14 protein-coding genes are annotated in these 15,597 nt (G+C 70.5%); 11 read left to right on the forward strand and 3 right to left on the reverse strand.

The window, feature by feature from the left end; genetic code table 11:
- Window positions 1-57: 57 nt before the first annotated feature.
- From HZS55_RS04525 to HZS55_RS04550, 6 genes are all read left to right on the forward strand, one after another.
- Window positions 58-1,008, forward strand: coding sequence for an aminopeptidase (locus tag HZS55_RS04525; protein WP_179910550.1), 951 nt, complete (start codon window positions 58-60; stop codon window positions 1,006-1,008).
- Window positions 1,009-1,374: 366 nt separating this feature from the next.
- Complete coding sequence (locus tag HZS55_RS04530; protein ID WP_179910551.1) at window positions 1,375-2,127, forward strand: hypothetical protein; 753 nt, start codon at window positions 1,375-1,377, stop codon at window positions 2,125-2,127.
- A 5-nt stretch (window positions 2,128-2,132) separates the two neighbouring features.
- On the forward strand, window positions 2,133-3,242 hold the full coding sequence (locus tag HZS55_RS04535; protein ID WP_179910552.1) for a hypothetical protein: 1,110 nt from the start codon (window positions 2,133-2,135) through the stop codon (window positions 3,240-3,242).
- Window positions 3,235-4,275, forward strand: coding sequence for a hypothetical protein (locus HZS55_RS04540; protein WP_179910553.1), 1,041 nt, complete (start codon window positions 3,235-3,237; stop codon window positions 4,273-4,275). The genes HZS55_RS04535 and HZS55_RS04540 overlap by 8 nt, the downstream gene beginning before the upstream one ends.
- Before the next feature lies 1 nt (window position 4,276).
- Window positions 4,277-4,861 carry a metal-dependent hydrolase gene (locus HZS55_RS04545; protein WP_179910554.1) on the forward strand — a complete coding sequence of 195 codons (585 nt, stop codon included), beginning with the start codon at window positions 4,277-4,279 and terminating at the stop codon, window positions 4,859-4,861.
- 125 nt (window positions 4,862-4,986) lie between these two features.
- Window positions 4,987-5,706 carry an endonuclease NucS domain-containing protein gene (locus tag HZS55_RS04550; RefSeq protein ID WP_179910555.1) on the forward strand — a complete coding sequence of 240 codons (720 nt, stop codon included), beginning with the start codon at window positions 4,987-4,989 and terminating at the stop codon, window positions 5,704-5,706.
- Here HZS55_RS04550 and HZS55_RS04555 read toward each other — a convergent pair whose 3' ends face one another.
- Entirely contained in the window at window positions 5,707-6,354 is a 648-nt protein-coding gene (locus tag HZS55_RS04555) for an HAD family hydrolase (RefSeq protein WP_179910556.1), read from the reverse strand.
- Between the two features lie 140 nt (window positions 6,355-6,494).
- Between HZS55_RS04555 and endA the strand changes: the two genes are divergently transcribed.
- The gene (endA, locus tag HZS55_RS04560) at window positions 6,495-7,577 is read left to right on the forward strand and encodes a tRNA-intron lyase (protein ID WP_179910557.1); all 1,083 of its coding nucleotides are present in this window, start codon (window positions 6,495-6,497) and stop codon (window positions 7,575-7,577) included.
- Window positions 7,578-7,605: 28 nt separating this feature from the next.
- Here the strand turns inward: endA and HZS55_RS04565 are convergent, their stop codons facing one another.
- On the reverse strand, window positions 7,606-8,226 hold the full coding sequence (locus tag HZS55_RS04565; protein WP_179910558.1) for an NUDIX domain-containing protein: 621 nt from the start codon (window positions 8,224-8,226) through the stop codon (window positions 7,606-7,608).
- Window positions 8,227-8,491: 265 nt separating this feature from the next.
- Here HZS55_RS04565 and HZS55_RS04570 point away from each other — a divergent pair, with 265 nt between their 5' ends.
- Window positions 8,492-10,132: a tryptophan--tRNA ligase gene (locus tag HZS55_RS04570; RefSeq protein WP_179910559.1), complete on the forward strand. Its 1,641-nt coding sequence runs from the start codon at window positions 8,492-8,494 to the stop codon at window positions 10,130-10,132.
- Between the two features lie 117 nt (window positions 10,133-10,249).
- The gene (locus HZS55_RS04575) at window positions 10,250-11,509 is read left to right on the forward strand and encodes a hypothetical protein (RefSeq protein WP_179910560.1); all 1,260 of its coding nucleotides are present in this window, start codon (window positions 10,250-10,252) and stop codon (window positions 11,507-11,509) included.
- Window positions 11,510-11,552: 43 nt separating this feature from the next.
- Here HZS55_RS04575 and HZS55_RS04580 read toward each other — a convergent pair whose 3' ends face one another.
- Complete coding sequence (locus HZS55_RS04580) at window positions 11,553-11,768, reverse strand: hypothetical protein (RefSeq protein ID WP_179910561.1); 216 nt, start codon at window positions 11,766-11,768, stop codon at window positions 11,553-11,555.
- A 465-nt stretch (window positions 11,769-12,233) separates the two neighbouring features.
- On the opposite strand from HZS55_RS04580, the gene pheS reads away from it, so the two are divergent.
- Window positions 12,234-13,763 carry a phenylalanine--tRNA ligase subunit alpha gene (gene pheS / locus HZS55_RS04585; protein ID WP_179910562.1) on the forward strand — a complete coding sequence of 510 codons (1,530 nt, stop codon included), beginning with the start codon at window positions 12,234-12,236 and terminating at the stop codon, window positions 13,761-13,763.
- The gene (locus HZS55_RS04590) at window positions 13,763-15,595 is read left to right on the forward strand and encodes a phenylalanine--tRNA ligase beta subunit-related protein (protein ID WP_179910563.1); all 1,833 of its coding nucleotides are present in this window, start codon (window positions 13,763-13,765) and stop codon (window positions 15,593-15,595) included. The genes pheS and HZS55_RS04590 overlap by 1 nt, the downstream gene beginning before the upstream one ends.
- Window positions 15,596-15,597 lie beyond the last annotated feature (2 nt).

The following is a 15,597-nucleotide window of genomic DNA, read 5'->3' on the forward strand; positions in this document are numbered from 1 at the left end:
GAACGGATCTGTGGGGCGCTTCGTAATACATATTGAGCCCGGACTCGATGATTCGCTGTGACCGATCTCCGCCGGCCAGCCGAGACGGCAGTCGAGAAGTGTCTGGGACTCGAGTCCGCAGAATCGTGTCTCGTCGTCACAGACGAGGTGTGCCAGTCAGTGGGGGAAGCCATCTACGAGGTCGCTCGGGAGACCACCGACGACGCCGCCATCGTCAGGTACGGATCCGGCGACCAGTTCAGCGAGGAGCCGCCGACGCCCGTGGCGGCGGCGATGCAGCACGCGGACGTCGTGTTCGCGCCGACCGCCAACAGTCTCAGCCACACGCAGGCGCGGTCGGCCGCGACCGACGCCGGCGCCCGCGTCGCGACGCTCCCGACGATCACCGAGACGGTCTTCGAGACGGGGCTGAACGCCGACTACGACCGGATCGCCGACGCGTGCGAGGACATCTTCTCGCAGGTCGTCGACGCCGAGGAGATCCGGGTCGTCACCGACCGCGGGACGGACATCACCCTCGAAACCGGTTCGGCCGACTGGTACCAGGATACCGGGATCCTCCGCGAACCCGGTGAGATGACGAACCTCCCGGCGGGCGAGGTGTTCACGAGTCCGACCAGCGGCGACGGGACCTTCGTGGTCGACGGGACGATGCGCCCCCACGGGCTCCTGGACGACACCGACCCGATCGAGATCGACGTCGAGGCGGGGCAGGTGACCCGCATCAGCGACCCGGCGGTCCGCGAGGAGATCGAGTCCGCGGCCGAGACCGCGGGCGACGCCGCCTACAACCTCGCGGAGCTGGGTATCGGGACCAACACCGGCGTGACCGAGCTCGTCGGCTCGGTCCTCCTCGACGAGAAGGCCGCGGGGACCGTCCACATCGCGGTCGGCGACGACCACGCGATCGGCGGTGACACGGCGGCCCCGATCCACCTCGACGGCGTCATCCGCGACCCGACGGTGTACGCCGACGGGGACGAGATCGAACTGCCGAGCGGTATCTGACTGTTTCTGCCCGACCGTCGCGGCTCCGGTTTCCTGGGTAGCCGGTGGTCCGACAGGGCCGCCGATCGGAACGGGTGTCGAATCTAGCGGGGGTTTGTGTCAAACGGCCCCGCCGGTTCCACCGTTCGGAACGGTTCGCCGGGGGTCCGGCGTTCGAACCCGCCCGACGGGAGCGGCACGCCCGCCTCGCCAACGGCGGTCACGTTCGAGTCGACCCCGGGCGGTCGGACGCCGCCCGGAATCCGGCGGTGGCCGTACCGAAGCTCGCGGACTCCTACCCCCATTACGTACTGTTGTCGCATGCTTCGGAACGAACCGGGAGACCGGCCGACTCGACCGTCGCTCGGACACGACAGCGCCGCCGCGGTGTCCGGACGCGAGTCCGCCGTCGCTCTCCTCCGACGAACCGGTACCGACGACGACAACCACGCCCGCTCGCGGGTCGCGGCCTACACCGCGTGTCTCCTGCTGGTCTCGCTGGCCGTGTTCGCACCGGCGGCCGCGGGGATGCCGAGCGAGGGGGACGAGTCCTGTGACGCGCCCGTCTCGGTGCGCGAGACCGCTCACGAGCGGCTGAACTCGATGCGCCAGGTCGACGACGACGCGCTCGTCGGCGTCCCCGAGGAGACGATCGACGCCGCGGCGCGGCAGGTGTCCGACGGGGACACGAGCTACGACCTCGGCGAGTACTGCAGCGCACGGGACGCCTACCGGGCGGCCGTCGAGCAGGCGACGCCCGCGCTCCGCGAGGCCTACCGCACCGGTGCCGCCCGCTCGCTCAACGCCTCGCGACGCATGGTCGAGGCCGAGCGGGCGGACGGGAACCCCGCCCCCGAGACCGGCGCGCTCGCGGTGAAGATCGACCAGCAGTCCCGAGAGCTGGCGAACGCCTCGTCGCTCGCGGCGCTGGAGACCCGGTACGAACGGGCGACCGCCCTGCAGCGGGAGACGCGCCAGCGGCTCCCGACTCGGCCCGCCGGGCTGGTCGCCGAAGCGCTGACCGAACAGCCGGTGGTCACGGCCGTCGCCGCGGTCGCGACGCTCCTGGCCGCCGTCTTCGCCCGCCTGCTGTGGGCCACCCGCACCGACTCGTCCACGACCGCCCACCTCACCCGGTGATTCACATGAACTTCGACATCGACACCCTGTTCGATTCGCGCACCGAACTCAAACGCCACCAGCAGTCCAAAGCGATGGTCAACCTCTGGTCGAGCCTCAGCGACCAGAGCCACGAGGAGTTCGCCGCGCTGCTGGAAACCCTCGGTATCGACCACGCCGTCACCACGTACCGCTGCGAGGACCGCCCCGGCGGCCGGAGCGTCCACCGGGCCGCCGACCAGGCGCAGGTCGGCGGCCGTCACGAACTCGACGACCTCTCGGAGGCCCTCGGCGACTGCGCGGAGGTGCTGACCTACCAGACGCCGAACGGCACCGGGATGATCCGCATGGAGTCGATCCGGCCGTGCGGCAGCGAGCCGCTCGACGCCATCACCCGGATCCTCGTCGTGAGCCCGTCGCCGACCGACCGCGAGCGCATCTGTAACGCGTTCAACCTCGCCACGCTCGACCGGGACAACGCGCAGAACGTCTTCGTCTCGAAGGCGTCGCACAACGAGACGCCCCGGTACCCGGCGGCGCTGGGCGAACTCGGCACCACGATGGTGTTCGTCGACACGATGAACCTCTTCTGCCCGGCCGTCACCCACGGGACGGTCCCGGCCGGCGGGGTCAGCGTCACGCGCCAGCGGATCGCCTCGGAGATCCTCGACCAGCGCGCCCGACTGGGCCGCGCGCACAACGAGCTGCTCGGGTTCGACCCGAACGACTGGTTGCCTCCCGGTCTCGCGGCCGACGACCTGCGGGTCTGGAGCGACAACGACACCCGAGCGTACCTCGTCTTCCCGCGCGACTACGACCAGACGCGGCTGACTGACGACCTGCTGGCCGACGACGACGGGATCCGGATCACGTCCTTCGAGGCGCCCGTCGACCGCATCCGGGTCATGCTCACGCGGGAGCTCGCCGACGAGTTCGTCCGGACGGTCAAGGTGTCGAACGTCCGCTGGCTCTACGAGAACGCCGCCGACCTCGACGCCTGGCGCAAAGAGGTCGACCGCGAGTGCAGCCCGACGACCGACCCCCGGGAGGAGGTCGTCCGGTTCCTCACCGAGGAGATGAACGTCTACGACCCGGACGTCCGGGCCGCGCTCCGGGAGGCGGGCGCCGATGTCTGACCACGAACGCGACGGTGCGGTCCGCGCCGTCGAGGTCGGCGAGGTCCTCCCGCGGGTCGAACGCGCCGCGCGGTCGCCCGCCACGCTCGGGGCCGTCCTCGCGGTCGGCTTCGCGGCCGCCCTCGCGGTCGCCGTCGCCACCGCGGGGCCGGTGCGCCTGCTCGCGGTCGTCCCGGCCGCGGCCGCCGCCGCCCTCGCGGTCCGGCTCCGACGGGCGACCCGGGCCGTGCTGCCGGCCGTGCCGAGCGTCGACCTCCGGGCGTTCCCCGAGGTCGACCCCGGGTGTATCGCGGACCACCTCGTCGGCTCGCACGGGGGACCGCCCCGGGGGCTCCCCGGCGGGGAACTCGTGGTCGCCGAACTCGACACGGAGTCGGCCGACCGCCTCGCCCGGATCCCCGACGAGTGCGCGTCGCGGTGGTCGGACGAGGGGCTCCACACCGTCCTCGTCGCGGTCCCGCGAGCGCCGGCCGACGTCGTCGAGTCGGTCGCCGAGTCCTACGACGCCACGCTGCTGGTGAGCGACCCGGCCGATATCCAGCCGCTGCTGGGGTACCTGCCGGACCTCATGGCCGAACCCGAAAGCGACGCGCTCACCGGGGTCGGGTCCGCGACGGTTCGGCAGACGCCCGTCGACGGCCGCCTCCCCGGCGACCCGGCGCTGCGCGAGGACCTCAAGAACGGGAAGGGCAAACCCCTCAACCCGGTCGTCGAGAGCCTCCGCGAGGAGCCCGGTCGGCGGCCGAGAGCGACGATACTGTCGGCGCCGCGGGACTACGTCTCGCCCGCGCTCACGGCGCGCGAACGGACCGCGCGGCGGCTGGTCACCGTCCAGCACGACGAGCCGACGGTCGACCTCGTCCGGTTCTACCTGGCCGACGAGCTGTCCGGGGACGACCGGCCCGTGACCTGGCGCCGGAACTCCATCCGGGAGGACGACCCCGAGCGCTCCCGACGGAAGCCGGACCGCGACTGCCGGACGCCCGACGACGGCGCTCCCGAGGCCGACCGCCGCCTCGGATCCGAGTGCTAGCATGGGTTCGTTTCGGGCACACCTGCGCGCCGGGGCCGGCGCGCACCTCGCGCTCGTCTCCGGGACCGTCCTCCTGGCGCTCCCTCACGCGCCGGTCGAAGCCGTCGTCGCGGCCGTCGTCGGGGCTCCGGTGACCGTCGCCGGCGCCGTCGTTCCGGACGTCGACCACCCGAACAGCCGTCCGTACCGCGTCGCGCGGGTCTGGGTGCCGCGCCTGACCGCGGGGGCCGTCGGATTCGCGGGCGCGGCGTCGCGGGAGTCGGTCGTCGGTCTCTTCCGGCGCGGTCCGGTGCCCGACCCCGCGCCGTTCTGGGCCGGCGTCGCCGTCACCGCCGCGACCGCGACCGCGTTCGTCGCGACCGCGCGCGCCGTCCCGTTGGTCCGTCCGACCCACCGGGGAGTCACGCACCATCCGGCCTTCGGGGTCGCCGCGGGTCTGGCGCTGACCGCGCTCACCCTGACGCTCCTCCGCGCTGCCGGTGTCGAGCATCTCCGCCTCGTCTCGCTGGTCGTGGGGCTCTGTTTTCTCTGCGGGTTCGGGTCGCACCTGTTCGTCGACGACATCTGGCAGGTGCCGTCGCGCTGAGCGCCGCCCGGTCCGTCTTCGCTCCCGGTTGGCCGCCGTGTCGACCGCGACGACCGACCGGTCGCCGTGGCCCCGATGCGCGGCCACGCGTAGGTATAAGTCGGAGAGCGCGACCAGGCCGACCCATGCACGACGAGGTGCGCGTCGTCGCGGGCGACTGCACGACGACGTTCGACGGCCGCAACGAGCGCGAACACCGCGGCGACGTGGTCACGGTGGTCAAACCGGACAACACGGTGCTGGTCCACGACGCCGACGGCTACCAGCCGGTCGCCTGGCTCACCAGGGCCGACAGCGTCCAGTTCGTCGACGGCGTCCTCGACGCCCGCGAGGGCGACCAGCACCTCCGCGTCGAGGTCCACGACGAACACGGCGCCGCCCGCCACCCCGTCTCGCGGGCGGGCGTCCCGGTCGGCGACTGCCCGACCTGTGAGGGGCGGCTCGTCCTCGCCCGCGGGGCCGTGCTGTGTCGGACCTGCGACGAGGAGTACTCGATCCCGCGGGACGGCGCGGTGCTGGAGGAGTCCTGTCCGGTCTGCGCGCTCCCCCTGCTTCGGGTCGAGCGAGGCGCAGAGTTCGAGGTCTGCGTCGACCGCGACTGCGAGTCCATCGACGACCGGGTGACCGAGCGCTTCGACCGGGAGTGGGACTGTCCGAACTGCGAGGGGGACCTGCGGATCCTCCGTCGGGGCGGCCTGATCGCCGGCTGCGAGCGCTACCCCGACTGCGATACCGGGTTCGGCGTCCCCACGGGCGTCGTCGACGGGACCTGCGACTGCGGCCTGCCGGTGTTCGAGACGCCGTCCGGTCGGCGGTGTCTGGATACGGGGTGCGAACGGCCCTGATCAGTCCCCGTCCGCGCGGGCGAGCAGGTGCTCGCGCAGGTCGTTCGGGGAGTCGGCGACGTAGTCGGCCCCGCTCCGGTCGGTCTCGTCGGCGGCGCCGTGGCGGAAGCCGACGACGTGCATCCCCGCCCGACCCGCCGACTCGATCCCGTGCAGCGAGTCCTCGACTGCGACCGTCTCGACGGGGTCGACGCCGATCCGCTCGGCGGCGTGTTCGTAGACGCCCGGTTCGGGTTTGCCGGGGCCGTCGAAGGCGTCGGCGCTGACGACGGCGTCGAAGTCGAGACCGAAGCGGTCGAGCACCACGTCGATCCAGTCGTGGGGCGACGAGGAGACCAGCGCGACGGTGACGCCGCGCTCGCGGAGTTCGGCGAGCAACTCGTCGCCGTCGGCGAGCAGGGCGACCTCCTCGCCGTAGATGGCCGTCGCGGTCTCCTCGTACCAGCCGAGGAACTCCCCGCGATCGGCCTCGATCTCGTAGGTCTCGGCGAGGTAGTCGTAGATCTCCCGGTAGTTCATACCCGTGATCTCGTCGAGATCGAGGTCCTCCAGGCCTACCAGCGGGAGGAGCTGTTCGCGTTCGTAGGGGTGCCAGTAGTCCTCGGAGTCGACCACCACTCCGTCCATGTCGAAACAGACCGCGTCCATGGCCCGTGGTCGCCCGGCGGCGTGGTGTGTCTTTCGGCGGGGAGCGTCCCCGCCGTCCGTCGCCGGTGCGTCTCCGAGGCCCCGTCGACTCGGAACCCGTGATCGCAGGTGCTTTCCGCGGCGGTAGGTTGCTCTCACACATGCACGCGACGCTCTCGGGGGACGTGGTTCGAGCGGGCGAGCGGGCCCGCGAGCGCTTCTACGACTCGAGCGGCTACGGCCATCCCGTCGACAGCGGGTCGCTCGAACTCGCGCCCGTCGAGGCGGCCCACCTGCTCTACCGCGGCGACCTCGACGCGGTCGAGGGGCCCGACGGCGCGGCGATGGACTTCCGGGCGTTCCTCTCCTCCGCCGCGGTCTCGGAGATCGCCTTCCTCGTCTACAAGGACCTGCGCGACCGCGGGTTCTACCTCTCGCCCGCACGCGCTGGCTGGAGCGACTCCTCGGCCGCCCGGGCGGCCGTCGACGACCCCGCGGTCGACTTCGTCGTCTATCCCCGCGGCTCCGGCCCGTGGGACGACGAGGTGGCCTATCGCGTCGGCGTCGTCAGCGAGCGCGAGGCCGTTCCGGCGAGCGGTCTGGGCGACCTCGTCCTCGCCGTCGTCGACGAGGAGGGCGCGCTCACCTACCTGCAGACGGAGCATCGGGAGGTGTCGGGGACGAGCGAGGCGGACCTTCCGACGGGCGTCTCAGGCGAGTTGCTGTCCGACCGGTCGCTCCTCTGGGACCCGCCGGCGGCGATCTACGACCTGGGGTTCTACGGCCAGCCGCTCGACGACCGGGACGGCGACGTGATACAGCTCTCGCTGCTCGAAGCGTCGTATCTCGCCCGCGAGGGCGTGCTCGACGTCGAGGGTGGGGTGGCGGCCGTGGTCGAGCGCGGCCGCGAGGTCGAGGGCGAGCGCTTCGACCGCCGCCTGCGGGTGTACGAGTCGCTGCGCGAGCGCGGACTCGTGCCCAAGACCGGCTACAAGTTCGGCGCGGACTTCCGGACGTATTCGGACGTGCAGTCCGTCGACGACCTGGGCCACTCGGAGCTGTTGATCCGGGTGCTCGCCGGCGACCACACCTTCTCGCCGCGGGATCTGGCGCTGGACGTGCGGCTGGCCCACGGCGTCCGGAAGACGATGGCGTTCGCGCTGGTCGGCGACGAGGACGACACCGCCGACACCGACGATTCGGACGGGATCGAGTGGCTGTCCGTGACGCGGCTGACGCCGTAGGTCGTCCCGACGTTTCGTCTGGGTGGCGTCAGTCGAGGACGGCCCGGACGTCGCCGATCACGTCACCGCTCTCGTCGGGGTCGGCCGGGAGTTCGTCGTACCAGCCGGCGCGCCACCCGTCGACGCCGCTGGAGACATCGTCGGACGCGTCGACGGGTGACCCGCGGAACAGCACGTGCCAGGTCGTGTTCTGGTGTCGGGTGTCGCCGTCCGTTCCGACGACGTGGTCGACCGTCCGAAGCCGTTCGACACCGTCCAGTCGGACGGTCGTGCCCGCCTCTTCGGCGACCGCCCGGCGAGCGGCGTCCGCCCAGTCCCCGTCCGCCTCGACGACGGTGTTGGGCAGAAAGACGCGGTCCGCGTCTTCCGGGCGGAGGAGCAACACCGCTCCGCTGTCGTTCGTCACGCCGACGACCGCCCGACCGGCGGCCGTCGCCTCGCAGTGGTCCGGGTCCTCGTGCGCGTGCGTCCGCTCGGCGACGGTCGGTCCCTCCCGTCCGCGCAGGGATCCCGGGTCCGTCAGCGATTCCACCGGCGTCTCGGTCGTCGGATCGATCTCCGTCGCCGTGACCTCCGCGTTCGCCTCGTCGTTCGTCTCCCTCTCCGTTCCGCCGTCCGCGGCGAAGCCGTATGGTGCGAGTACTGTCATATGGGTGGCGCTGTCGCTGGTCGGCAGGCAGTGCATCCGGGCCGTAGCGGTCGAGAGCCGTCGACGCTCTCGGGATACCGGTATAGTTGCGACTCCCGGATAAAATTTACTACTTGGATTAAGTTTACTCTTCACTTACAAATTCGCGTGCCTAGGTGATAAAGTTTGGGGCGGCGGTCGACCCGCGGTGGGCGGCGGATCGGCGCGGCGGGGTGGGGGAAAGCGAACGCTATTAGTGCGTGTCGGGGCGAATACCTCCCAATCGATGACATCCGATTCGCCCGATTCAGACGCGGCCGAGGGGGACGCCGGCACCGAGGAGGCCCGGCTCCACACAGACGGTGGGGTCAACGCCGAAGGCGCCGACGACACGACGCTGGACCCGTGGGGGTCGGCGACCGTCTCGGACTACCGGAAGCTGTTCGCCGAGTTCGGCATCGAGGCGTTCGACGAGGTGCTGCCCGAGGTGCCCGACCCACACTACCTGATGCGCCGCGGGGTCATCTTCGGCCACCGCGACTACCGCCCGGTCGCTCGCGCGATGCGCGACGGCGAGGACTTCGCCGCGCTCTCGGGGTTCATGCCCACCGGCGACCCGCACATCGGCCACAAGCTCGTCTTCGACGAGATCATCTGGCACCAGCAACAGGGCGGCGACGCCTACGGCCTCATCGCCGACCTCGAAGCCCACAGCGCCCGCGGTCTGACCTGGGACGAAATCGACACGCACGCGCGGGACTACGTCCTCTCGCTGCTCGCGCTCGGGTTCGACCCCGAGGAGGGCGAACTGTACCGCCAGTCGACCAACCGCGACGTGCAGGACCTGGCCTTCGAACTCGGCGTCGAGGCGAACTTCTCGGAGCTGCAGGCGATCTACGACTTCGACGGCGAGACGGACGTCTCGCACATGCAGAGCGTCGTCACGCAGATGGCGGACATCCTCTACCCGCAGGCCGACGAGCCGCGCCCCACGGTGATCCCGGTCGGCCCCGACCAGGACCCGCACATGCGTCTCGCGCGGGACCTCGCCGCGCGGATGCGCTACTTCCGCGTCACCGAGGCGTTCGCCGGGTTCGAAGTCGCAGACGAGCGCGAGCGCGCCCTGCTCGGCGAGGTGTACGAGTCGCTCGACGAGGGCGACGCGGCCGCCGGGGACGCCGGCGACGACACCCTGCGCTGCGAGGACGCCGCCGACGCCCTGCGCGCCGACCGCGCCGACTACGAGACCGCCGGCTACGACGCGGCCACCGTCGAGGGGGTCCTCGAGAAGCTGGAGAACGCCGGCATGGAGCCGATCCGCCGGCGGACCCGGTTCCTCGGGCGCAACGCGACCGACGCGGCTTTCGACGCGCTGGTCGAGGCCGTCGACGGCGAGAAGCGCGTCTACGACGAGCACGTCGACGCCTTCGAGCTCTCCCGCGAACGAGCGGAGGACCTCGCTCGCGAGGTCGAACTCGACCACGGCGGCTACGGCTTCCTGGCGCCCTCGTCGATCTACCACCGGTTCATGACCGGGCTGACCGGCGGCAAGATGTCCTCGTCGGTGCCCGCCTCGCACATCTCCCTGCTCGACGACCCCGAGGAGGGCTACGACAAGGTCAAGGCGGCGACCACCGGCGGTCGCCAGTCCGCCGAGGAACAGCGCGAACTCGGCGGCGAGGCCGACGAGTGCCCGGTCTACGAGCTGTACGCTTACCTGCTGGCGGGCGACGACGACGAGTTCGCCACGGAGGTCTACGAGGAGTGCGTCGGCGGCGAGCGCCTCTGCGGCGGGTGCAAGGAGCAGGCCGCCGAGCTGATGGCCGAGTTCCTCGAAGACCACCAGGAGAAACGCGCGGAGTGGACCGAGAGGCTCGACGAACTGGACATCGACCTGAACGTCGCGGCCGATCGACGGGGCCGGTGAGGCGGGGACTGCAGGGCTCGCGGGACGGGGACGGCGGTCTCGGCCGTCTCGCACACCCGCACGAACGCGGCACGAATCCCCAAGGGTAATGTTCGTAAGTGGCATACGAACGAGCGGATGACTGACAGTGGTAGTGGACGGGGTAGTATCGACACGGACGAGCGAGGCCGGTTCGGTCGCGCGATGACGACGGCCCGGTCGCTCGCGATCGTCGTGCTGGTCGTCACGGCCGCGAGTCTCGCCGGGTGTGGGATGCTCGGCGGCGGTGGCGGCGGTGGCGGCGGTGGCGACGACGGCGTCGACGGCGCAGCACAGGGGAACGTCGACGCGCCGCGCGAGGTCTCCGAACCGATGGACCCCTCGGCGAGCGAGGTCTTCAGCCGCGTCACCGAGATCATGGACGTAGAGGCCGAGGCGCCGGGCGTCAGGGTGACGAACCTGCCGACCGGCCAGAATCAGTCGACCGCGTTCGTGACCGCGATGGTCGGGCTGCCCGACGACCCACAGCGGTTGCGGGTCCCGGTCAACGCGACGTACGACCCCGAAGAGAACTCGGTCCTGTTCAACGACGAGACCGTCTTCGACCTGAACGGCTCCCGGACCGAGTATCTCCTCGCATACAACTTCGCACTCGGGATCCACTACCAGAACGACTGGATCGATACCAACAGCTCCCAGAGCGCCGTCTTGCGGGGGACGTTGGAAGCCGTCATGCGCGAGTACGCCGACGAGTACGACCTGGACGGCAACCTCGTGACCGCGCACGACTCCGCCGACGCCGCCTTCGAGGCGTCGACGCCCTACGAGTGGGCGACCTTCGACGCGCTGAACTACTACGGCGCCGAGTACGTCGACTCGCAGATCGACTCGGCCAGCGAGATCCCGTCGATCTACGAGGACGGCCTTCCCGAGACGACCGAGCAGTTGCTCCACGACACCGACGAGGGGCCGACCGACCTCTCGGTGAGGACCGACGTGTCGAACTGGTGGATCGACGAGCGGATGCCGTTCCTGGAGTCGACGCTCGGTGAACTCGGGACCCGAGCGGTCCTCCGAAGCCAGCTCTCGGCCTCGGACGCCGCCGCCGCGGCCGATGGCTGGGGCGACGACACCGGGATGGCGTTCACCTCGGCCCGCAACAGCTCCGCCGGCGCCGTCTGGGTCCACAGCTGGGACTCGGCGTCCGAAGCCGACGAGTTCGTCAACGCGACCGAGGCCTACGCCGAGGCCAGAAGCGACGACACGTACGCCGTCAACGTCACGCGACCGGCCGAGGACACGACCGTGGTGGTCGCCCACCGCGGGAACTTCATGTCGAACGTGGAGATCGCCTACGCCGACGGGACCGTCGAGGTCGTCGTCGGCGGCGGCTCGTAGATCCTATCCGCGGATTCTCCGTTTTCCACCGTCGTAGCGGCCGCTACTCCTCTATCTCGATCTCGATCGGCTCGGCGGCGGGCTCGGCGCCACCGGCGTCGAACCGCTCGGCCAGTCGCCAGCTCGCGACGGCACCCACGGTCCCGAGGACGACGCCCGCCCGAACCCCGGTGTCGCGGTCGCGCAGGACGCGACCGAGGACGTAGCCCACGAGGAAGTTGATCGCGAAGTTACCCACGGCGCTGCGAGTGCGGTCCATACGCGCCCTTTGTGACCCGGCGGCATAGACGTTGCCTCGTGGTCACCTCGGACGGGTCGCGGTGGTCGGACCCGGTCGTCGAGTCCGGAACGCTTTTGCGCGGCGCCGTGAATGGCCTTCACATGGCACCCGAACCCTCGACGGGACGGATCGCACGCGAACGGCCAGCAGTGCGATCCGGGTTCGGGTTTTTCTCCGGCGCCTGACGGACGGCGGACGCCCGGGCCGACGGTTCGTGTCGAAACGAACGCCCGGGGTCCCGGCGGAAACCGTCCGCGTCGGCTCGCGGCGCGGCGCCGACCGCGTCACCCGTGGCCCGCGGCCGCTCGCATCGTCGAGGTCCTCACGTCTCGCGGGAACCGCCGTTTCCCGCTCGCGTCGCCGAGGCGCTCCCGGTGGTCGCGCCTCGCTTCGCTCGGACCTCGCAACCGTTAACTGACGACCACGCAGATTCACGACCAACGAATGAAACTTCCGGAAACGCAGGTCGCCGTGCTCGAAGCCGCGAGCGCGGACGACCCCACACCAGTCGAACAGATCGCCGAGGAGACCGGCGAGCAGGTCCAGGCGGTGGCCGGCGCCGCCTTCGAACTCGAAGCACAGGGCTTGCTCGCCGTCACCGAACGGACCGACGCCGAACTCGTCCTCACCGAGGAGGGCGATGACTACGCCTACGACGGCCTGCCCGAACACAGCCTCTGGGTCGGCGGCCTCTCCAACGACGCCGTCGACGAGCCGATCGAACTCGGTCAGGCCATCGGCCGCGGCGGCCTGGAAGACGAACAGGTCGAGATCGCGCTCTCGAACTTCGCCCGCAAGGGCATGGGGACCATCGACAGCGGCTCCATCCAGGTCGACCCCGACTTCGACCTCGAAGCCGATGCCGAGCGCACGCTCCTCGAAGTGCTCCGCGGCGAGGAGGGCGAGATCGCCCCCGACGAGGCCGACGAGGAAGCCGTCGCGTCGCTCGAACGCCGCGGGCTCGTCGAACGCGAGGAGTCGACGGTGCGGGAGGTCACGCTGACCGACGAGGGCGTCACCGCGATGATGGAGGGCATCGAGGTCGCCGAGACCGTCGGTCAGATCACGCCGGAACTGCTGACCTCCGGCGAGTGGGAGGCGGTCGAGTTCGCCGAGTACAACGTCCAGGCGGACGCCGAGACGGTCCACGGCGGCAAGCCCCACGCGCTGCGGGAGATGTCCGAGCGCGTCACGGACGTGCTCGTCGGGATGGGCTTCGAGGAGATGCAGGGGCCCCACGTCGACGCCGACTTCTACATCAACGACTGCCTGTTCATGCCCCAGGACCACCCGGCGCGCAACCACTGGGACCGCTTCGCCCTCGAGGAGCCGGCGGCGATCGACCGCGAGCACCTCCCGCCGGATCTCGTCGACCGCGTCGAGGCCGCCCACCGCGACGGCGTCGGCCCCGACGGCGAGGGGTATCACTCCCCCTGGGACGAGGACTTCGCCCGGGCGCTCGCGCTGCGCGGCCACACCACGAACCTCTCGGTGCGTCACCTCGCCGGCCTCGCCGAGGGCGACCTGGAACCGCCCCAACGGTACTTCTCCATCGAGAAAGCGTATCGCAACGACACCCTCGACTCGACGCATCTGCTGGAGTTCTTCCAGATCGAGGGCTGGGTGATGGCCGAGGACCTCTCGGTGCGGGACCTGATGGGCACGTTCACCGAGTTCTACGAGCAGTTCGGCATCACCGACATCCAGTTCAAGCCCCACTACAATCCCTACACCGAGCCGAGCTTCGAGCTGTTCGGCCGCCACCCCGAGACGGACGAACTCATCGAGATCGGTAACTCGGGCATCTTCCGCCCGGAGATGCTCGAACCGCTCGGCGTGGAGGCCGACGTGATGGCGTGGGGACTCGCGCTCGAACGGCTGTTCATGCTCGCGACCGGCGCCGAAGACATCCGCGACGTCCACGGCACGCTCGTGGACCTGGAGTTCCTGCGGAACGAGGAGGTGGTGTACTGATGCCGACCGTCGAGATAGACCCCGACGAGCTCCGAGAGCTCACCGGCCACGACGAGAAGAGCGACGAACAGCTGCGCGAGGACATGTTCGCCCTCGGCCTCGAGTACGAGGGCGAGACCGACGACGGCGAGTTCGAGCTGGAGTTCGCGCCCGACCGACTCGACCGCCTCTCGGTCGAGGGTGTCGCCCGCTCGCTGCGCTACCAGTACGGCGACGACCGGGGCGTCTACGTCCCGACGACCAACGACGCCGACTGGACCATCGAGGTCGACGCCGACGTGCCCGACGAGCGCCCGTACGTCACCGGCGCCGTCGTCCGCGGGCTGGACATGGACGAGGCCGCCCTCGAATCGCTCATCCAGCTGCAGGAGAAGCTCCACGCGACGATGGGCCGCCAGCGCGCCAAGGGCGCCATCGGCGTCCACGACCTGACCATGCTGAAGGGCCAGGTCGGCGCTACCGGCGGCGAGGACACGCCCGAGGAGGAGGCCGACCCCCGCACCGAGGTCGCGCCCTCGGGCGGCAACTCCGTCCGCTACACCGGGATCGGCAAGCGCGAGGACCGCTTCGTCCCCCTGGAGGAGAACCACGAGATGACTCCCCAGGAGGTCTTGATGGCCCACCACACCGCAAACAAGTTCTCCGACTTGGTCGAGGACTACGGGTCGATGCCGGCCATCTACGACGACGTCGGGATGTTCTCGTTCCCGCCGATCATCAACGGCAAGCGCACCGAGGTCACCACCGACTCCCGGGATCTGTTCGTCGAGATGACCGGCACCGACCAGTGGACGATCGACCACATGCTCAACATCGTCTGCTACGCGCTCGACGCCCGCGGCGGCCGCGTCGAGGAGATCGAAATCGAGTACGCCGACGACGCAAGCGGCGACTACGCGGGCAACACGCTCGTCCGCCCGAACTTCGAGACGAAGACCAAGACCGTCGACCACGCCGACATCGAGTCGATGCTCGGGATCGACCTCGACGGCGAGGAAGTCGTCGACCTGATGCAGCGCGCCGGGTTGGACGCCGCCGCGGACGACGACACGGAACGCGAGCCCGAGCGGCGGGAGACCCCGGACGCGAGCGCCGACGCGCTGTCCTACGAGGTGGAGATCCCGCCCTACCGCGTGGACGTGCTCCACCCCGTCGACGTGATCGACGACGTGGGCCGGGCCTTCGGGTTCAACGAACTCGACCCCCGCTACCCCGACGTGTCCACCGTCGGCGGTCGCCACGACCGCTCCCGGCTGGAGCGGGCCGCCCGCGAGTCGCTCGTCGGGCTCGGCTTCGAGGACCTGCTCAATTTCCACCTCATCAGCGAGGCGGCCAACTACGAGCGACCGGGCGTCGAGCGCGGCAGCGACGCCCTCGGCGGCGGCGAACCCGCCGTCATCGGGGAACCCTACAGCGAGGACTACGAGATCGTCCGCACCTGGGCGTTGCCCTCGATCATGCTCGTCCTCGAAAACAACACCCACCGGTCGTACCCCCAGCACCTCTCGGAGGTCGGGCTCGCCATCGAGCAGGACGAGACCCAGCCGACGCTGGTCGACGAACGGCACACCGTCGCGGCCGCGCTCGCCCGCCACGACGCCTCCTACGAGGACGCCAAGGCCAGCCTCCAGGCGCTGTGTCGCGCCTTCGACGTCGAGCTGGCCACCCCGCCGACCGACCACCCGACGTTCATCTCCGGCCGCACCGCCGACATCGTCATCGACGGCCGGAAGGTCGGCGTCATCGGCGAGGTCCACCCGAAGGTGCTCGTCGAGTACGATCTGGAGGTCCCCGTCGCGGCCTTCGAGTTCGAACTGGACGCGCTCCGGTAGCT

This window comes from Halosimplex rubrum, from assembly GCF_013415885.1.
GTDB classification, from domain to species: Archaea; Halobacteriota; Halobacteria; order Halobacteriales; family Haloarculaceae; genus Halosimplex; species Halosimplex rubrum.